This is a genomic window from Tistrella mobilis KA081020-065, from assembly GCF_000264455.2.
GTDB classification, from domain to species: Bacteria; Pseudomonadota; Alphaproteobacteria; order Tistrellales; family Tistrellaceae; genus Tistrella; species Tistrella mobilis.
Genome location: NC_017966.1, coordinates 619,652 through 639,089, shown reverse-complemented (window position 1 = coordinate 639,089; position 19,438 = coordinate 619,652). Strand labels below are relative to the sequence as shown.

The 19,438-nt window shown below is 64.0% G+C and carries 17 protein-coding genes and 1 pseudogene; 9 read left to right on the top strand and 9 right to left on the bottom strand.

Features of this window, described 5'->3' with window-relative positions; translation table 11 throughout:
* Positions 1-12: 12 nt before the first annotated feature.
* From TMO_RS23575 to TMO_RS23560, 4 genes are all read right to left on the bottom strand, one after another.
* Positions 13-1,059, bottom strand: coding sequence for a TRAP transporter substrate-binding protein (locus TMO_RS23575; protein ID WP_041607376.1), 1,047 nt, complete (start codon positions 1,057-1,059; stop codon positions 13-15).
* A gap of 65 nt (positions 1,060-1,124) precedes the next feature.
* The gene (locus TMO_RS23570; protein WP_014753326.1) at positions 1,125-2,408 is read right to left on the bottom strand and encodes a TRAP transporter large permease; all 1,284 of its coding nucleotides are present in this window, start codon (positions 2,406-2,408) and stop codon (positions 1,125-1,127) included.
* Positions 2,405-2,998 (bottom strand): TRAP transporter small permease subunit, encoded by a 594-nt coding sequence (locus tag TMO_RS23565; RefSeq protein ID WP_014753325.1) that lies wholly within the window; start codon positions 2,996-2,998, stop codon positions 2,405-2,407. The genes TMO_RS23570 and TMO_RS23565 overlap by 4 nt, the downstream gene beginning before the upstream one ends.
* A gap of 79 nt (positions 2,999-3,077) precedes the next feature.
* Positions 3,078-3,944: a polysaccharide deacetylase family protein gene (locus tag TMO_RS23560; RefSeq protein WP_014753324.1), complete on the bottom strand. Its 867-nt coding sequence runs from the start codon at positions 3,942-3,944 to the stop codon at positions 3,078-3,080.
* Positions 3,945-4,147: 203 nt separating this feature from the next.
* Here TMO_RS23560 and TMO_RS23555 point away from each other — a divergent pair, with 203 nt between their 5' ends.
* Positions 4,148-4,441, top strand: a complete 294-nt coding sequence (locus tag TMO_RS23555) for a YciI family protein (RefSeq protein ID WP_014753323.1) — start codon at positions 4,148-4,150, stop codon at positions 4,439-4,441.
* A gap of 91 nt (positions 4,442-4,532) precedes the next feature.
* A complete protein-coding gene (locus TMO_RS23550) occupies positions 4,533-5,261 on the top strand; it encodes a UTRA domain-containing protein (RefSeq protein WP_014753322.1) in 729 nt (242 codons plus the stop codon).
* On the opposite strand, the gene TMO_RS23545 is transcribed toward TMO_RS23550, so the two are convergent.
* Positions 5,216-6,754 (bottom strand): class I adenylate-forming enzyme family protein, encoded by a 1,539-nt coding sequence (locus TMO_RS23545; protein ID WP_014753321.1) that lies wholly within the window; start codon positions 6,752-6,754, stop codon positions 5,216-5,218. The genes TMO_RS23550 and TMO_RS23545 overlap by 46 nt on opposite strands.
* Positions 6,755-6,763: 9 nt before the next feature.
* Complete coding sequence (locus tag TMO_RS23540) at positions 6,764-7,939, bottom strand: thiolase domain-containing protein (protein WP_014753320.1); 1,176 nt, start codon at positions 7,937-7,939, stop codon at positions 6,764-6,766.
* Between the two features lie 163 nt (positions 7,940-8,102).
* Between TMO_RS23540 and TMO_RS23535 the strand changes: the two genes are divergently transcribed.
* Positions 8,103-8,669 (top strand): LuxR C-terminal-related transcriptional regulator, encoded by a 567-nt coding sequence (locus TMO_RS23535; RefSeq protein ID WP_014753319.1) that lies wholly within the window; start codon positions 8,103-8,105, stop codon positions 8,667-8,669.
* On the opposite strand, the gene TMO_RS23530 is transcribed toward TMO_RS23535, so the two are convergent.
* From TMO_RS23530 to TMO_RS23520, 3 genes are read right to left on the bottom strand one after another with little or no spacing between them, the layout of a single operon-like run.
* Complete coding sequence (locus tag TMO_RS23530; RefSeq protein ID WP_014753318.1) at positions 8,653-9,150, bottom strand: SRPBCC domain-containing protein; 498 nt, start codon at positions 9,148-9,150, stop codon at positions 8,653-8,655. The two genes, TMO_RS23535 and TMO_RS23530, sit on opposite strands and share 17 nt — an antisense overlap.
* Positions 9,147-9,488: an ArsR/SmtB family transcription factor gene (locus TMO_RS23525; RefSeq protein ID WP_014753317.1), complete on the bottom strand. Its 342-nt coding sequence runs from the start codon at positions 9,486-9,488 to the stop codon at positions 9,147-9,149. Before TMO_RS23525 ends, TMO_RS23530 begins: the two co-directional genes overlap by 4 nt.
* The gene (locus TMO_RS23520; RefSeq protein WP_014753316.1) at positions 9,485-9,961 is read right to left on the bottom strand and encodes a VOC family protein; all 477 of its coding nucleotides are present in this window, start codon (positions 9,959-9,961) and stop codon (positions 9,485-9,487) included. The genes TMO_RS23525 and TMO_RS23520 overlap by 4 nt, the downstream gene beginning before the upstream one ends.
* Positions 9,962-10,245: 284 nt before the next feature.
* Between TMO_RS23520 and TMO_RS23515 the strand changes: the two genes are divergently transcribed.
* The 6 genes and pseudogenes from TMO_RS23515 (at position 10,246) to TMO_RS23495 (ending at position 19,434) form a co-directional block, all read left to right on the top strand.
* Positions 10,246-11,835, top strand: a complete 1,590-nt coding sequence (locus TMO_RS23515) for an LA2681 family HEPN domain-containing protein (protein WP_014753315.1) — start codon at positions 10,246-10,248, stop codon at positions 11,833-11,835.
* 332 nt (positions 11,836-12,167) lie between these two features.
* Positions 12,168-13,691 (top strand): hypothetical protein, encoded by a 1,524-nt coding sequence (locus TMO_RS30815; protein WP_145978391.1) that lies wholly within the window; start codon positions 12,168-12,170, stop codon positions 13,689-13,691.
* A gap of 396 nt (positions 13,692-14,087) precedes the next feature.
* Complete coding sequence (locus TMO_RS23510; protein ID WP_014753313.1) at positions 14,088-14,933, top strand: GntR family transcriptional regulator; 846 nt, start codon at positions 14,088-14,090, stop codon at positions 14,931-14,933.
* 58 nt (positions 14,934-14,991) lie between these two features.
* Positions 14,992-16,698: a hydantoinase B/oxoprolinase family protein gene (locus tag TMO_RS23505; protein WP_051045598.1), complete on the top strand. Its 1,707-nt coding sequence runs from the start codon at positions 14,992-14,994 to the stop codon at positions 16,696-16,698.
* Between the two features lie 28 nt (positions 16,699-16,726).
* Positions 16,727-18,807: pseudogene (locus tag TMO_RS23500) on the top strand (hydantoinase/oxoprolinase family protein).
* A gap of 3 nt (positions 18,808-18,810) precedes the next feature.
* Complete coding sequence (locus TMO_RS23495; RefSeq protein WP_014753310.1) at positions 18,811-19,434, top strand: cysteine hydrolase family protein; 624 nt, start codon at positions 18,811-18,813, stop codon at positions 19,432-19,434.
* Positions 19,435-19,438 lie beyond the last annotated feature (4 nt).

Sequence of the window (19,438 nt, the reverse complement as noted above, 5' to 3'; positions counted from 1 at the left end):
GGGCTCCGCTGGTTACTTGATTTGCATGTCGACGACCTTACCGACGGTGGCGTTCCAGTCCGCCACGCAGTCGGCACCGCAGCGCGCGGCCCATTTGGGCAGCACCGCCTCGATCAGCGCCTTGCGGCGCAGGGCTTCGTCCTCCGCACCCGGATCGACGCGGGTCATGCCGGCCGGCTCCCCCAGCGGGCAGGGGCCGGTGGTGTTGCAGGCGATGCCCATGGCGTCTTCGTCCATGTTCAGCTGCCACATCCGCTCATTGGCCTTGTCGAGTTCGGTGGTGATGAAGATCTGGACGCTTTCGGGCAGCTTCTTCCAGTCGCCGATATTGGCGGCGGTGACGCCGGCGCCGTAATTGATCGGCAAGGTGTAGAGATAGCGCGCGCCCTCGTTCCACTTGGCGCTGTAGCCGCCGAGCGTGCCGGTGATCGCGCAATCGATCGTGCCCTGGGCCAGCGCCTGCTGCACCTCGCCGAAGGCCATGTCGACCGGCGAGCCGCCGAAATAGCTGACGAAATCGCCCTGCGAGGCGCCCGAGGTGCGGATGCGCTTGCCCTTCAGATCCGCCAGGCCCTTGATCTCGCTCCGGCAGTAGAGGATCTGGCTCTGGAAGGACTGCATGGTCAGGATTTCGATGCCGAACTTCTTGTTCAGGGCATCGTTCAGCGCCGGGCGGAAGGCTTCGGAAACCTTGCGGAAGGTCGCCATGTCGGGCGACAGGCCGGCGAGGTCGGTGCCGTCGTTGATCGGCGCATCGCCGGCATGATGGCCGAGCTGGGCGGTGGCGATCAGTGCCTGGCCGCGGCTCAGGATCCGGAAGACTTCAGGGCCCTTCAGGCCCAGCTCGTTCCAGGGCTTGAAGTTGACCGAGATCGCCCCGCCCGAGGCCTCGGGCAGTTCCTTCGTCCAGAACGGCGCCTCGATCTGGCGGCTCTGGGTGGTGATGCCCAGATTGCCGATCACGGTGATGTCGGTCTTGGGCAGATCCTGGGCGACGGCCGTCCCGGCGGCCAGCACGAGGCAGACCCCCGCGCCGGCGGCAATGGCTTTCCCTGTCATGGTGTCGGTTTCCGTTGTTCTTGATGGGCCTGATGCTTGACGAGAGGCGACGGCCGGGCGGATGGTCACCCGCCCTTGAAGGCCGCCGGCAGCCAGAGGGCGAGATCGGGCCAGATGATCAGCAGCACGATCATCGCCATCATGACGAAGAGGAAGGGCAGGGAGCCTGCGACCACGTCGCGGAACGGCCCGCCGCCGCGCACCGCCTGGACGATGAACAGGTTCATGCCGACGGGGGGTGTGATCAGGGCCGCTTCGATCAGGATCACGAAGACGACGCCGAACCACAGCGGATCGAAGCCGGCCTGAACCACGATCGGCACGATGATCGGCGTGGTCGCGATCATCATCGACAGCGTGTCCATGAAGCAGCCGAGGATCATATAGAGCAGCACGATCGCGCCCAGGATCATCAACGGCGACAGGTCGAGATCGGCGATCAGGCCGGTGACGGCCGTGGTCAGCCCGATATTGACCATGACGAAGTTGAGGAAATAGGCCGCGAGCACGATGAACATGACCATGGCCGTGGTGCGCGCGGTGCCTTCGAAGGCGGCGAGCAGGGTGGCGCGGTCCAGCCTGCGACGGGCAGCGGCGATTGCGAAGGCGCCGAGCAGGCCCAGCGCCGCGGCTTCGGTGGGGGTGGCGAGCCCGGCATAGATCGAGCCCACGACCAGCGCGAACAGCACCAGGATCGGCAGCAGCCCCAGCAGCCCCTTGAGCGTGGGGCGGTTGCCGGTCGACCGGCCGGCGAGGGCGGGGTTGATCAGGCAGGAGACGGCGATGATACCTGAGAACAGTGCTGCCATCAGCAGCCCGGGCAGCATGCCCGCGGCGTAAAGATCACCGACCGAGACGTCCGCCAGCACGCCATAGAGGATCATGTTGATCGATGGCGGGATCAGGATTCCCAGCGTGCCGCCGGCTGCGAGCGAGCCCAGGAACAGCGGCGGGTTGTAACCCAGCCGGTTCATGTTCGGCACCGCCAGCGTGCTGATCGTCGCCGCGGTCGCGACCGACGAGCCGGAAGTGGCGGCAAACAGCGCGCAGGAGGCGATGTTGGTGTGCATGATGCCGCCGGGCACCCGGCTGACATAGGGGTCGATGCCGTCATAGGTTTCAGCGGCCACGCCCGAGCGCAGCAGCAGTTCACCCATCAGGATGAACATCGGCACCGAGGTCAGCAGAAAGTCGGTCGAGGCGCCCCACATGATGTCGCCGAGCGCGGGCAGCGGCGACAGGAAGCCGTAGAGATCGCCCAGGATCACCGCCAGGATGCCGAGGGCGACACCGACCGGCAGACCCAGCGCCAGAAGGATCAAAAGCGAACCGCCTGCGACGCCGATCATCTTGCGGCCTCCATCTGAAGATCGCCGCGTGCGGCGTCGAGATCATGGGCGACCTCGGCGCCTTCGCCGCCGAAATCGGGCAGGCCGGCAATGCGGCCGACCTCGGCATCTCGGCCGCGGACGAGGGCGATGAGGGCGAGCACGGCGAGCCCTGCGGCGATCAGCGCGAACCAGGTCATACCGGCCGCCCAGATCGCCTGCGGGATCCATTGCTGAAGACCGAGCGGTGAGTTGGAGATAGCCCCCAGCTCCGCGCTCTGGATGGTCAGGTCCCAGGCATACCAGGCGATGGCGCCGGCCACCGGCACGGTGGCGAGGATGGCGAAGAGGTCCATCAGCGACCGCAGCCGCCCGCGGGTCAGCTTGACCAGCGGGTCGATACGGATATGGGCGCGTTCGACCAGCGCGAAAGAGAGCCCGAAGGCGACCGTGGCACCGAACAGATAGCGCGAGATTTCGAAGCTGTAGAAGGGGCTGGTCGACCAGATGTTGCGGGCGATGACGTCGCCGGCGATCAGCAGGCCGGCCGCCAGGACAAGGATGCCGGCGATCCAGGCGGACCAGCGCGACAGACGGATGATGAGGGTCATGAGGGCCGGCCTCCTTCGGCTTGGCCGCGCATGCGGCCGATGGCTGCGGGGGCGAAGCGGGTGACCGTGGCGGCCGACCTCAGACCGGCGGCGGAACCTCGGCGGCGAAGTGGCGGGCCATGTCGAGCCGGCTGGTCACCCAGACATCGGGGCGGCTCGCCACATGGGCCATGAAGCGGTCGAGCGCCCATATCCGGCCCGGGCGGCCGATGATGCGCAGATGCAGGCCCAGCGACATCATCCGCGGCGCCTCCGCACCTTCCTCGTACAGCTGCTCGAAAGTGGCGATCGCATAGTCCAGCCACTGCTGCGGGGTATAGCCCGGCGCCAGCCAGAACTTCATGTCGTTGGTGTCGAGCGCATAGGGCATGATCACGATCGGCTTCGGACCCCGGGCGGTTTCCACCACATCCCAGCGCGGCACGTCGTCGCTGTAATCGTCCATGTGATAGACGAAGCCTTCCTCGGCCAGCGTCTTGCGCAGGAAGGGGGTGTGCATGTAGCGCGACAGCCAGCCATGGGGGCGGGTGCCGGTGGTGGCCTCGATGCTCGCAACCGCCTTCTTCACGAACTCCCGCTCGCGCTCTTCGCCATAGCTGAACTGGTGGATCCAGCGCCAGCCATGCGAACAGGCCTCGTGGCCGCCCTCTGCGATCGCCTTTGCCAGTTCCGGCGCCTGTTCCAGCGCGGTGGCGGCTGCCGTGAAGGTCACCTTGAAGCCGTAGCGGTCCAGCAGCTTCAGCACCCGCGGCGCACCGGCGCGGATGCCGTAGTCGTAATTGCTTTCGTTGCCGTAATTCCGGATCGGAATCTTCAGCGATACGCCCAGCTCGTCGACCGGCTCCGGGCCCTTGTCGCCGCGCGCGATCGACATCTCCGCACCCTCTTCGACGTTCACGACGATCGACATCGCGAGCCGCGCGCCGTTCGGCCAACGGAAGCTCATCCCAGATCCCCTGCATGTGTTATTTGTCCGGACAACTCTCGGACCGTGGCGACATGATGTCAACCGATTGTTTGCACGCCGCAGCACGCCCCGCCACAATCGGCAGCCGGATACCGCTGCACCTCGCGCGGGGGTGAAGCCAGCCCGCGCAACCACACGCAAGGGGCGGTGACCGGGAACCGCAAAGGCCAGGAGGCGCGCCGATGTACATCCTGTTGTTGACCTATACAGCCCCGCTCGAGGCGGTGGATGCCGAGCTGGAGGCGCACAAGGTCTGGGTGGGCGAACATTTCGCCACCGGCGCCTTCGTGCTGGCCGGCCGGCGGGTGCCGCGCAGCGGCGGCTTCATCCTGGCGACCGGTCTGGCGCGAGAGGCGCTGGACCGGATCATCGCCGCCGATCCCTTCGTGACCGCGGGGGTCGCCGTCTACGACGTCTACGAGGTGGCGCCGACCAAGGCGGCCGATGCGCTGAAGGGTCTGTTGCCGGCCGACTGATCCGATCGTCTTGCCGCGGCGGGGCAATTGTCTATGCTTATTCCGATCCCGCGGCGCCGGCCGCGGGCCACCGGTTTCGGGATGCCCCGCCGTGCCAGACGCGCCCGCCGCCTCGCTCCATCAGCGCATCTATGGCGACATAGAGGGCGGCATTCTGGATGGCCGGCTGAAGCCGGGGGACCGCATCCCGTCCGAACACGAACTGATGGAGGTCTATGGTTGCTCGCGCATGACCGTGAGCAAGGCCCTGACCGCGTTGGCTGCGGCCGGGCTGATCGAGCGGCGGCGCCGCGCGGGATCCTTCGTCACCCGGCCGCGGATCGAGCGCACGGTGATGGAGATCCAGGATTTCGCGGTGGAGGCGGCGCGCGCCGGGCGCAGCTACGCCTATGTACAGCTGTCCCGCGAGGTTCTGCGCCTGCCCGAGGCCCAGGGCAGCGCATTTCCGGTGCCGGCCGGCACCGAGGTGCTGCGGATGGAAGGGCTGCACCGGATCGACGGGGCAGCGGTGGCGCTGGAACGCCGGCTGGTGATGCTGGAGGCCGTGCCGGCGGCGCGGGAGATGGATTTCTCCACCACCGCGCCGGGCCGTTGGTTGCTGCAACAGGTACCGTGGTCGGATGCAGTCCATGTGATCGGCGCCGGCCTTGCCGATGCCCCGATCGCACGCTTGCTTAACCTGGATCGCGGCGATGCGCTGCTGATCCTGGATCGCGAAACCCGGCAGGGGGCGCGGACCATCACCCAGGTCCGCCTGTTCCACCCCGCCGGGCTTTACCGGTTCGTCGGCCGGTTCAGCCCGGGCACCGCCGGCGGCTGATCGGCCGCCATCGCCCTCAGGTCGGTTTTCAGCACCTTGCCGTAATTGTTCTTGGGCAGGGCGTCGACGAAGACATAGCGCTTCGGCCGCTTGAAGGCGGCGATCTGCTGCCGGCACCAGAGGTCGAGCGTGACGGCATCTGCGGCCTCGGTGCCGGCGGTCACCACGAAGGCCACCACCCGCTCGCCCCAGTCGTCGTCATGCTCGCCGATCACCGCCACCTCGAATACCGCGGGGTGCAGCAGCAGGGCCTCTTCCACCTCGCGCGGGTAGATATTGGTGCCGCCCGAGATGATGACGTCCTTGGACCGGTCGGTGAGGTGCAGGAACCCCTCGGCATCCAGATGGCCCAGATCGCCGGTGTGCAGCCAGCCATCCTTCAGGGTTTCGGCCGTCGCCTCGGGGCGGTTCCAGTAGCCGCGCATGACCGTGGGGCCCTCGACGCAGATCTCGCCGGTCTCTCCCGGCGCCAGCTCCCGGCCATCGGCATCGCGGATGCTGACCGCGACCGCGCCATGGGCGAAGCCGACCGAGGCGCGCCTGGCCTGCCAGTTCGGATGGCTGCGGTCGGCGACCAGCGCCCGCGGCAGGACCGAGATGGTCATGGGCGATTCGCCCTGGCCGTAGATCTGCACGAAGCGCGGCCCGAAGGCCGCCACCGCCTCGTCGATATCGGCCGCATACATCGGGCCGCCGCCATAGATGATGGTGCGGATGCCGCTGCCGTCATAGCCGGCGGCGCGCGCGGCGGTGACCAGCCGCTTGACCATGGTGGGGGCGGCGAAGAACACCAGATCGCCATGGCTGCGCGCCAGTGCCATGATCTCCGCCGGATCGAACCCGTGAGAGGCCGGCACCAGATGTGCGCCACCCGCACGGATCTGCGCGAACATATAGAGCCCGGCCCCATGCGACATGGGGGCCGCATAAAGCATGTGGTCGCCGGCCCGCGCCTGATCGACGTCGAGCGCGTAGCACAGCGTCATCTGGCGGAGATTGTCGTGGGTGAGCATCACCCCCTTGGGCCGGCCGGTGGTGCCTGAGGTGTAGAACAGCCAGGCCAGATCGGTCCGGTCGCAGGCGACCGGTGCCGTGCGCTGGCCGCCCGCCGGCACCGGTGCGCCGAGGGCGAGTTCGGTGAGGCCCGGGCAGGCGCCCAGCACGTCACCCGTGTCGGTGAAGGCGAGTTTTGCACCGGAATCCCGCACGATCCAGGCGGCCTCGGCCGGGTGGAGCTTGCCGTTGATCGGCACCGCGACGGCGCCGATCCACCAGCAGGCATGCAGGGTTTCGAGATATTCGGCCGCATTCTTGGCGAAGATCGCCACGCGGTCGCCCTTGACGATGCCGTGCACCCGCGCCAGGTGGCGGGCGCGGTCGGATACCGCGCCCGCCAGGCCGTCATAGCTCAGGTGCAGGCGATCGCCTTCGAACACCGCCGGCCGGTCGGGCCAGCAGAGGGCGGTCTGATGGAGCCAGCTTGCGATGTTCATCGGCTGCGCTCAGGCCCGGTCGGCCTGCAGGATGGTGGCGTAGTTGGCGACCGCCGCGCCGCCCATGTTGAAGGTGAGGCCCCATTCGGCGCCGGCACGCTGCATCTCGCCGGCCTGGCCGGTCAGCTGACGGAAGCCGAGCGCCAGCATCGAGACACCGGTGGCGCCGACCGGATGGCCCTTGGCCTTCAGCCCGCCCGAGAGGTTGACCGGCAGTTTGCCGTCGGCGAAGACGGTGCCGTCTTCCAGCGCCCGCGCACCCTGGCCCTGGGGTACCAGGCCCATGGCTTCGTAGATCAGCAGTTCGGCGATGGTAAAGCAGTCATGGACTTCGGCGAAATCCAGCTGATCCAGGCCGATGCCGGCGGCCTCATAGGCGGCGCGGATCGCGCGGGCCGGGCCCTCGAAGGCGATCAGGTCGCGCCCGGCCAGCGGCAGGGTGTCCGAGACCTGCTCGGCGGCGGCGATGCGCACCCGGCGGCTGGCCGAAGCGGCATGGCCCTGATCGCTGCTGAGCACGATCGCAGCGGCGCCGTCGGTGACCAGCGAGCAGTCGCTGAGCCGGAGCGGCGGGGCGATCAGCTGGTTGCGCTCGCTGACCTCGCGGCAGAATTCGTAAGGCAGCGGCTTGTGCATCTGGGCCAGCGGGTTGGCCATGGCATTGGCATGGTTCTTCGCCGCGATCCGGGCCATGGCGTCCAGCGGGTCGCCATGGCGATCGGCATAGGCGCGGGCGGCGATGCCGAAGACCTGCGGGAAGCTGAGGGCGGCCTCTTCCGGATCATTCTGATAGCCGGCACCGGCGAGCGCGCGGGTGACGTCCTCGGTGGTCCGGTGGGTCATCTTCTCGGCGCCGACCACCAGCACGTTGCGGGCCTTGCCGGCGGCGATGCGCATCATGCCGGCCTGAAAGGCCGCCGCACCCGAGGCACAGGCATTCTCGCAGCGCGAGGCCGGGGTGAAGCGCAGGGCAGGATCGGCACCCTTGACCAGCGACGAGGCGAAGCTGTCGGAAACCAGGCCCGAATTGAAATGGCCCAGATAGATCGCATCGATCTCGGCCGGATCGACACCGGCCTCGTCGATCGCCTCACGTGCGGCCTCGACGATCAACTCTTCCAGGGTCTGGGACAGGCGGCCGAAACGGGTGTGGCCGCTGCCGGTGATGTAGATCTGCGGGTCCATGGGCGCTCTCCGCGTTCATTGTCTGACAGGCGTTATTATATGACATACGTCATCATTGTGCGACAGCCCTCGTCGATCTGCCTTGGCCCAACAGGTAAAGCTTTGCAGCGCGCCCGACAATCAGGGGATATACGTAGAAGGCTACGTAAGCGGGAGGATGGCGATGCAGCCGGAGGATCTGTCGACCGACGGGTTGGAGCTGGCCGGGTTCATGAACGCACCGGTCGGCATCATGGTGTTGTCCCACCGCCGGATCCTGCGGGTGAATGCCGAAATCGAGGCGATCTTCGGCTGGCGTCGGGCCGAGCTGGAGGGGCGCTCGGTGCGCGTGCTCTACCCGTCGAGCGTCGATTACGAGAAGACCGGTGCGCGCTGGCATCGCTGGCTGGAAAACGGCCCCCGCTACGAGGATGAGCGGTTCATGCAGTGCAAGAGTGGCGAAATCATCTGGACCCGCGCCCGCGGCCGCACGCTCACCCCCGACGACCCGTTCCGCCTGATCGTCTGGACCTTCGACCGGCTGGAGGACCGCGCGCCGGGTTCGGCGGCACTCACCCCGCGTGAGCGCGAGGTGACCCGCTATGTGGTCAACGGCCTGACCAGCAAACAGATCGCCCAGGCGCTGGCCATCTCGCCGCGCACGGTGGAGGTGCATCGCAGCGCGATCATGCGCAAGCTGGGCGTCGCGAACACCGCCGAGCTGATCGCCAAGGTCATCGTCGAACGCTGACCGCCGCCAGCCCCGCCAGCTGCCGCCGCCAGAAGCTGCCATGGCGGTGCAGGAAAATGCCGTCGGGGAAATGGTGGCGGGCGGCGTGGCTGATCGGGATCGCATCCCAGCCCAGATGTTCCACCGTCACCCTTGTGCCGTCCTCGACCGGGTCGAAGGCGACAAATACGCGGGTTTCCTGGTCGGCGGCGAAACTCGCCTGGCGCCAGGTCAGGGCCAGACGGCCGGCTGTGCCTGGTGCCGGCGGCGCCTCCCAGGTCAGGATGCGGCCGATCTCGAACCGGGCGCCATCGGGTTTTTCCTCGATCAGCCGCCCCTCCGGCCCCTTGGGATCGAAGCTGAGCCGGCCGGGCGGGCCGGGGGTGAAGGCGAACAGCCCGTCCGCCTGCCACCAGAGGCCGATCTCGTCGGTGAAGGCGCGGAAAACCCGCGGCGTGGGGGCCGCGATGCGCAGCGCGACCAGGATTTTTGAGCCGGTCATTCTTCCGTCGCCTCCGCCTCCAGATGCGCCTTCAGGGCCAGCAACTGGTGCGACCACATCCGTTCGGTCTCGTCGACCCAGGATTTGAGCGCCGAGAAGGGTTCGGGACGCAGCCGGTAGATCCGCACCCGGGCATCGAAATCGGGATGGCTTTCCTCGATCAGCCCCGCCTGGCGCAGCGCCTTCAGGTGGCGGCTGGCCGCGGGCGGGCTGAGGCCGATGGCGTCCGCCAGCTCACCCGCCCGCTGCGGGCGGGCGCGCAGCAGCTCCACCACCCGGCGGCGATGCGGGTCGGCGAGTGCGGCGAGCACGGTATCCAGAGCGGGAGCGGCCGTCATTCGGGCCCGGTCTCGAACCAGCCTTCGATCTTCAGCCCGCTCGCCGCCTCGGCCTCGGTGCGGCCGACCACGGCCACGGTCTGGCCGAAGCTCCAGACATGCCCCTCGGGGTCGCGGGCGCAATAGGTGAGGTCGCCATAGAACTGCCGCTCCAGCGGCCGGGTGATCACCGCACCCGCCTTGACCGCCCGGTCGTGATGCGCCTCGATCCCGTCCTTCAGCTGAACATGCACGGTCTGGGTATTGCGCCCGCCGGTCTGCCGGGGGCTGGCGACGCTGTCGGTCCAGATCGGCCCGACCATGATGTAGCCGTCGCCGAAGTTCATCTCGGAATGGGCGAGATTGCCGTCGGTATCGGTGACGACCAGGCTGCGCTCGAAGCCGAACGCGGCCTCCAGCCAGTCGAGGGCGGCGAAGGGGTTTTCATAGAACACGGCGGACCCGAAGGTCGGCCGGCGGAAGGGGTCGTTCATGGCGGTCACTCCCTGTCGGTTTCTGAAAATATTTAACGATAGGGTGAATTATATCGTCAAGGGGGATTCCGAGGGGCCGTTCTCCTGAGAAAGCGCCTTGCCGCTTTGGGGCCTCGGGGGTGTTGAGATTGAGGATGCACGATCTCCTCCGGGCGGTGGATTCTTGCGGTCTTCATCGCGTTGTGCGCGTAGTTAGTTCTAAAGCTTAGGCAGGGCCAAGCAGGCGAAGCTCTGCATCACGTGTTCCTTTTCACCCCAATCCGCACCCATCAGGTATTTCAAGTATGATTCAATCAATTGATTTCGAGGAATTAAACAAGCGATGTCAAATAAGCATCACAAAGATGAGTGATCGGGGAGCACTCGATCACATCGGTGATATTATAGATGACGGAGCCGACGCTTCTTCTATGCGTGCTGTTAAGCGTGGGCTCTTCCTGCTTGACGAACTTTCAAAGCGCGACCTTGTCCCCGCCGACGGAGCCCTCGTCGAGTATTTCAGAGCCAATGCCTGGGCGGCAATGTCGCATATCTCAAACACCCGACGCTCCTGGGCATGGGAATCTCCAGAAGTGCAGGAAGAAATGCTCGCGCTCTCGCGTGCCTCCAGTCACCCAGGATTCCCGGCGCTTGGTAAAGTCCGCCGATGCCAGATTCTCACCAACCACGCGAACCTTTTGAACTTGATGGGCAGGACAACCGACGCGATCGCTGTGTGGGACTCGGCTCTTGAAATTATTCCCCTCTTTGCGAACGCGCTTGGCAACCGAGGCTGCGGCATCAGAGCCTATGCGGGGCTGATGTTTAATGACCGGGAACGAGAGATCCTGGCTGTGCACGCTTACGACAGCTTTCAATCTGCTCTGGCGGAGGGCGCATTCTACGATTCTGGTGATCCGCAAGCGGCAAGGGCCTTCTTCGACATGCAGGCGAAGGATGTTGCGGGCGCGGTCAACGTCGAAGCAGTCAGGGCTCTCCAGGATCTCGATGCCGGTGGTGAAGGTAAGTCCACCGCTGAGCGCGCCTATCGTCGCTGGTGTCTCAGGCACCGCCTGTTTCTATGTCCGCTAAACGATCTCGGAGCCCGTCCGGCAGCAGCGGTTGATGACCTGATGCTTCCACCGCTCATGGAACGGTTCGATGACCGTCCCGATGGCCACCTTCCGCCACCAATTGTCGGTCTATTCAGTCAGATGAAGCAGGAGTACGTCTCCGCACGTTTCATGCTCTTTGAAGGGATGAGCAGCACCCGTGTACATTATTCTGACCACGCCGTTACCCTCATCGATACACTTGACTATCCCCTTTACTCGTTAGCCAGCGAGCGCGTACGGACGGCTTTTCGTGTTGCATATTCTCTCCTTGATAAGGTCGCATTTCTCGTGAATCGGTATTGGAGTTTGAAGAAAGTACCCGAGCGAATCAGCTTTAAAAATGTCTGGATGGCGGAGGGGAAATCCCGCCTGCTTCCGCGGTTCGCTGAACTCGACAATCTACCGCTTCGCGGCTTGTATTGGCTCTCGAAAGAACTTTTCGACGAACAGTTGAAGCAGACAACGGCTGCAGATGCACGCGAACTACATGTAATCCGCAACGCTCTGGAACACACGTATCTGCGAGTCAGTGAAGGCTGGGCCAAGCCCTTCATGCTCGATTCCGCTGACAGTAATGGCTTCGGTATATCAATTGGGAGTGACGAATTGGAAGCCAAGGCAATTCGCGTCATGCGGATGGCCCGATCCGCGTTGCTCCTTGTTTCTCTTGCGATTGGTGTCGAGGAGTTGAAAAAGAGCGTAGCGAACGCTGAAAAAGTCGGCGGATCCATGCGACTATACAAACTCACAGAAAACAGGAAGCGACGGGACCCAATCTGATTGCGCTTGAGTGAAGACGCGTGCATTGTTACCGAGTGATATCCTATGCTAGGAGCCGTTTTCAGCGACAGTGCTGCATGTATGGATTGTCCTGGGAGATTCACCTACGTAGTCGCTTCAGTTCGCTGGGTTAAAAAATTTATGTAAATTTGCGTACGATACAATAATCTCAGTCCTATTTAAATAATAATATGGATTTATGATTCGGAGGATGAAGAGAGATTTTGTATTTGAGAACACGCATTGAAATGCATGCGCCGCCGAGGTGTCCTTTTTAGGTTGTCACGATGTCTTGAAGAATGAAAGTCGTCCACGGGGACCCAGGAGGGGGAATGAAATCCATGAAATTCCTATCAAATTATGAAATCAGCCTTATAAAGGGGATGCTTAACATCACGCCGCGATTAACGGATCAGAAGATCCTGGCTTATTTTTCGCGCCCGGATCGCGATCTGAGTCAACGGCTGATTGGACAGATACGAAAAGGCCTCTGCTTCAACGCGATTTTCCCGGCACAGGAAGCGATGGTGCGAGATTTTATGCTCATTCGCGAACTGGAGAATGGTCCGGCTGCGACATCATTTGCGTTGAGATATAGCGTTCCGACTTCGTCACAATATAGCAGCCCATGTCTTTTTCTGGACTGGTGGCCTGTGGGCCAAGGTCTATTTTCTTCTGGCGCTATAGTAAAAAACGGCCGTCCTTTTTTTAATTGGGTTTACGATTGTGGAACGTCGTCTAGTTTAGATTTATTGTATGATTCTATAAAAGATTGCAATAGACAAAGAGAATGTCTTAGATTTTCAAGATTTGATCTCGTTATACTCTCACATTTTGACAATGATCATATCAGCGGATTTTCGCATCTTGTGCAGGAATCTCAGATTAGGATGATATTGTTGCCATATCTCACACCTCTGCAGCGTCTTATTTTGGCAATTCAGCAAGGGGTCTCATCCGGGGATGCTGAGTTTGGTTTCTATATAGACCCTGTTAGTTACCTCAGGGGCTTGGACGGCAGCGATATAGGCGAGATCGTCTTTGTGCTGCCCTCCGAGTCAGATGACGAAGCGCCATCTCCGCGTATCGGGCCCGTGCCAGATGGAGGCGTGCGAGATGGAGAGGAATCTGAGGAGGTTTCGATAAAGTTCGAAGTGGCCTCTCCTCCTGATCAGGCACAGGATGAGTTATTCACTAAGCTCGTAAATGCAAATGTGCATTATCTAAAACGAGGTGGTGTCATATCAGCCGCCTCTGATTGGGAGTTCCTCCCTTATAACGATGCCTCGATGTTACCGAAGCTTAATGATCAATTCAAAACTAATGCGATGAATTTGGTTCGGAGTATTTTAAACAAACCAAATACATGCAAACACCAACTTGATAAACTGAAAAAATTATACGATAAAAATTTTGGAAAATCTTCCAGAAACAGAAACATCATATCACTCTTCATATACTCCGGTCCAATTGGTGACTATAGATTTTTTTGTTTTAATGAGAGAATGCCGTGTCCTCCGGATGTGCGTACTAGGTTCGCGCAAATTTATACGGGTGATGGGATACTTAATACAAAAAAGAGATTCCAGAAGTTCAAGAATTACTATCAGCCTGAAGGCCGACTTGCGCGTGCTGGTTTTCTTCAGGTCATGCATCACGGGGCTAAGAGTAGTTGGTATTCTGGTTTAGCGGCAGACCTGTCTCCGGTGGTGAGTATTTTCTCGTCTGATCCGCACAATCGAAAATACCGGCATCCGCATCCGGAGGTGCTCCGCGACTTCTGGGATTTTCATCCGGTGAAGGTTGATAAATATGCAGGATTTCATGTACGTGGAATATTAATGTCAGAAATTTAATTCTGGGAAAAATTCGATAATATAAATGACCATGTAATTTGGTGCGCATGAGTGAAATATATTATAGTACTTCGTAAACAAACAACAATATAAATAGATAAAATTTACATGTGCAATAAAATTTAGGATACTTTAATTGTGGAATATATATTTCGAATGGGCAACATGCTGCATGTATGATTGGCTAATGGCCGAATAGGTGCCTTTCTATCTCAGCGACCTCAAGTGCATTTTAGTCAGTAAAGACAGGGAATGTCTCCAGGTGGCCACGGCAAACATGAGAAATTGACACTTGCTGAAGATCAGCCGTGGGTCTTCAGTGCAAAAGCGTTAGCGACATGTCCTAATGATATATTCATATAGCATTATGCCATCACCCGCGCTAAGCTCCCCTCCATGAGCGACACGGATGATGAGATCCACGACATGGATGAAGGCGGAGCGGTCGGGGAAGGCGGGCGGGCGGCGCTGGGGCGCGAGGGGCCGACGCCGCTCTATCACCGGCTCTATGTCATCTTTCGCGAGAAGATTCTGGGTGGGGAGCTGCGCGACGGCGATGTGCTGCCGGCGGAGCTGGATATCGCGCGGGATTACGGCGTGTCGCGGATCACCGCCAAGCGGGCGCTGGACGATCTGGCGGCGGAAGGGCTGGTGTCGCGCCAGCGCGGCCGCGGCACCATGGTGACGCATCACTACCGGCCGGCGCCGATCCGGGCGCCGCTGGACGGGCTGATTGCGACCATTCAGAACATCGGCGCGCGGTCGGGCGTGCGGCTGGTGTCGCTGGCGCGCGTTGCGGCGCCGGCGGCGATCGCCGAGGAACTGAAAATCGATCCGGGCACCGAACTGGTCGCGGCCGAGCGGGTGCGGTCGGCCGACGGGCGGCCCTTCGCGCTGCTTGCAACCCATACCCTGCCGGCCGCGGCCGCCGCCTTCACCGAGCGGAGCCTGGCGCATCGTCCGCGCCTGGGCCTGTTCGAGGAGGCGGGCTTCGCGGTTGCGGCCGCGCGTCAGAAGCTGTCGGCGCAGTTGGCCGATGACCGGCTGGCGGTGCTTCTTGAGGTCGAGCCCGGGGCGGCGCTGCTCCGGCTGACCCGAACCATGTACGACCAGGCCATGCGGCCTTTCGACCATCTGGTCTCGCTCTACGTGCCCGGCCGGTTCGAATACCGCATGGACCTGACCCGCAGCGACGACGAGGACGGCGGCTGGAAGCCCGCGCGCCTGTCGGTCGGCGAATGACGGATCAGAACGGATAAGAGATCAGAACGCGTCGGCGGCCATCGATACCGCCGGCCGGATGCATGCCTCTGGGAGACCACGTGACGTGAGTGCCATCGATCCCGTGACGCTGGCGGTGCTCGCCGGCCGCATGGAACAGATCGCCGACGAAATGGACGCGACCCTGTTCCGCAGCGCCTTCAACCCGATCATCGCCGAGGCGCATGATGCCTCCCACGGCCTTTACGACCCTTTGAGCGGCGCGACGCTGGTTCAGGGCAAGTCGGGACTGCCGATCTTCGTGGGCGTGATGGCCTTCGCGGTCAAATCGGTGATCGACAAGGCCGCCCGCGACGGTGACCTGGAAGACGGCGACGTCTACATCTTCAACGAGGCCTATGCCGGCGGCACCCATTTCTCGGATATGCGGCTGGTCCGGCCCTATTTCCGCGATGGCCGGGTGTTCTGCTATCTGGCCTCGGTCGGCCACTGGCACGATGTCGGCGGCAATGTGCCGGGCAATTACAACCCGGTCGCGACCGAAGCCTTTCAGGAAGCGATGGTCATCCCGCCGGTCAAGGTGATGCGCGCGGGGAAGCTCAACCGCGACATCGTCGACATCCTGCTGATGAATTCCCGCCAGCCGAATTCGGCCTTCGGCGACCTGAACGGCCAGCTGAACGCGCTGGATCTGGGCGTGAAGCGGCTGGATGCGCTGCTCGACGAATACGGGCCCGATCTGGTCAAGGCGGCGCTGGATGCGCTGGGCGACCGGGCCGAGACGCTGATGCGCGCCGCCATTTCGGGCCTGCCCGACGGCAGCTGGCAAGCCGAGGACTTCCTCGACAATGACGGCATCTCGGACGAGCCACTGCCGATCCGGCTGACGCTGACCATCAGGGGCGACCGGCTGACACTGGACTTCACCGGCTCGGCCGGGCCGGCGCAGGGGCCGATCAACATCAGCCGCTCTACCTCCATCGCCTGCTGCTATGTGGCGATCAAGCACATCTTCCCGGACCTGCCGGCCAATGCCGGCGTGATGCGGCCGATCGACTTCGTGATCCCGGACAGGTCCCTGCTCTCGGCCGAATTCCCCAAGCCGGTCGGCGGCTATACCGAGACGATCTTGCGGATGATCGACGTGATCTTCGCAGCCTTTGCAAACGCGGCGCCGGACCGGGTGAACGGCAATGCCTATGGCACGATCAATGCCCTGTCGCTGGCCGGCCACCGGGCCGACGGCCGGCGCTGGGTGATGTTCTCCTTCTATGGCGGCGGGCTGGGCGGCAGCCCGGCGGGAGACGGGCTGAACCACGGCAATGCGCCGATTTCGACTGCCACCATCCCGCCGGTCGAGATCCTGGAGGCGGCCTATCCCGTGATGTTCACCGAATGGGCGCTGCGCCCCGACAGTGCCGGCCCCGGCCAGGCGCGCGGCGGCGTGGGTGCCGTCTACGAGATCGAGCTGCTGGAACAGGACGCCCAGGTCTTCCTGTTCGGCGAGCGCGGCAAGTTCGCGCCCAAGGGCGTGGTCGGCGGCGGCGAGGCGGCGCTCAACCGCTTCCACTACCAGCAGGATGACGGCTGGCACGAGCCGGAGAAGGTCTCCAAGACCATCGGCGTGAAGCTGGTCCGCGGCCAGCGGGTGCGGCTGGAAACCCCGGGCGGTGGCGGTTATGGCGACCCGGCGAAGCGCGACCCCCAGGCCATCGCCCGCGACATCCGGCTGGGCTACCTCACGCCCGAGGCCGCCGCCCGCGATTACGGCTACACGCCCGAATAACCCACGCCAGACACGGATATTGCGACCCATGAGCAAGGATTTCGTCATCGGCGTGGACGTCGGCGGCACCTTCACCGACGTCTTCTTCCTGAACGAGGCCAAGGGCACCGCCCAGGTCTCGAAGGTGCCGACCTCGCGTCCCGACCAGTCGGCGGGCTTCCTGGACGGCATTTCGACCCGGGTGCCCGACAAGGCGCGGATCGCCACCGTCGTCCACGGCACCACCGCCGGCACCAATGCGCTGCTGGAGCGCAAGGGGGCGCGGATCGGCGTGATCACCACCCGCGGCTTCCGCGACGTGCTGGAAATGCGCCGCCGCGACCGGCCCAAGACCTGGGGGCTGTGGGGCGCGTTCGAGCCGGTGGTGCCGCGCGATCTGCGCCGCGAGGTGCCCGAGCGCGTGCTGGCCGACGGCACGCTGCGCGAGACGGTGGACCTGACCGCGGTGGAGGCCGAGGCCCGCGCGCTGATCGAGGCGGGCTGTGCCGCCATCGCCATCCTGTTCGTCAACGCCTATGCCAACCCAGCCAATGAGCGCGCGGCGGTCGCGGCGGTGCGCGCGCTCTGGCCCAACGACCATGTCACCTGTTCGACCGAGATCCTGCCCGAGATCCGCGAATTCGAGCGGTTTTCGACCACCGCGCTCAACGCCTATCTCCAACCCGAGGTCGGCGGCTATCTGAAGCGGCTGGAAGATGCGCTGATCGCCGACGGTTTCGGCGGCGAATTCCTGATCGTGCAGTCGAATGGCGGGGTGATGTCGGTGGACACCGCCCGCCGGCTGCCGGTGCGGACCGCACTGTCGGGGCCGGCGGCCGGCGTGATCGCGGCCGGCTATATCGCCGACCAGGCCGGCTTCCCCAACGTCATCACCGGCGATATCGGCGGTACCAGCTTCGACGTCTCGCTGATCGCCGACGGCCGCACCGTGCTGTCGCCACAGACCTCGATCGATTACGGCATGGTCGTGCGCACGCCGATGATCGAGATCACCACCATCGGCGCCGGCGGCGGCTCGATCGCCTGGGTCGACAAGGGCGGCATGCTGAATATCGGCCCCGAAAGCGCCGGGTCGACCCCGGGCCCGGTCTGCTATGGCAATGGCGGCGACCGGCCGACGGTGACCGATGCCAATGTCGTGCTGGGCCGGATCAATGCCGACCGGCCGATCGGCGGCAAGCTTGCCCGGCTGGACCGCGAGGCGGCGCTGGCGGCGATCGAGGCGCAGGTGGCGAAGCCGCTGGGGCTGGAGCCGATGGCGGCGGCCGAGGCCATCATCCGGGTTGCGAATTCGCGCATGGCCGGCGCCATCCGCCTGGTGTCGATCGAACGCGGCTACGACCCGAAGCGCTTCGCGCTGATGCCTTTCGGCGGCGGCGGTTCGCTGCATGTCGGCGCGCTGATGAAGGATGTCGGGCTGGGCCGGGCCCTGGTGCCGCGCTATCCGGGGGTCACCTCGGCGCTGGGCTGCGTGATCGCCGACATGCGCCACGACTATGTCCAGACCATCAATGCGGTGCTGGATGCGGTCGACCCGGCCGTGCTGGCGGCGGCGATGCGCGAGCATGCGGCGGGCGGGCTGAAGCTGCTGGCGGCGGCGGGCGTGACGCTGGACGCCAAGACCGTGCGTTTCGAATTCGACATGGCCTATATGGGCCAGACCCACACCGTGCCGGTGCCATTCGAGATCGCGGTCGATGCGGCGGGCAATCCGGCGCCGTTCGGCATCGCCGACATCGCCGCCGCCTTCGAGGACGCCTATCGCGGCGTCTATGGCCGGCTGCTGGAAGGTGGCACCATGCGGGTGCTGAACCTGCGCACCGCCGTGATCGGCACCCGGCCCAAATTCGATCTGGGCGTGCTGGCCCCCACACCACCGGCGGGATCGATCAGGCCCGCACGGGCACCCGTCCGGTCTATGTCGACGGCGCCTGGCATGATGCCGGGATCTATGCCCGGCTGGATCTGCCGGTCGACAGCGTGGTCGAGGGGCCGGCGATCCTGGAGCAGCCCGACACCACGATCTTCGTCGAACCCGACCTTTATGCCACGGTCGACCGGTTCGGCAACCTGGTCATCGCCCGCAAGAGCGACCGCGAGGGAGCCTGACCCATGGCCGATTTCTTCGCCGACTTCCAGCCCGCCCGCACCGCCCTGCTGATCGTCGACCTGCAGAACGATTTCCTGCACCCGGACGGCGCCTATGCTCGTGGCGGGGCCGGCGCGCCTGAAATCGCCGCCCTGCCGGCGCGAGTGAAGCCGGTGGCCGATGCCCTGCGCGCGGCCGGCGGCTTCGTCATCTCCACCCAGTTCACCCTGGTGCCCGGCCGGGGCGGCGAGCCGATGATCGCCGATCATCTGCGCCAGATCCGCCCCTTCCTGCGCAAGGGCGATTTCATGCCCGGCGGCTGGGGCCATGCCCTGGTCGACGAGTTGCAGCCGGCCGATTTCACTGTCGAGAAGGTCGCCTACAGCGCCTTCTATCAGACGCGGCTGGACTTCGTGCTGGCGCGCGCCGGCATCGACCGGCTGATCGCCTGTGGCATCGTCACCAATGGCGGCGTGGCGAGCACGGTGCGTGACGCCCATGTCCGCGGCCTGCCCACGCTGCTACTCTCCGACGGCTGTGCGGCGATGAAGCCGGATCTGCACGACGCCACCGTCACCGTGCTTTCCTCCGTGGGGCCGGTGATGGACTGCGCCGGGGCTGAAACCCGCATCCGCGCCGCAATCTGAGCCA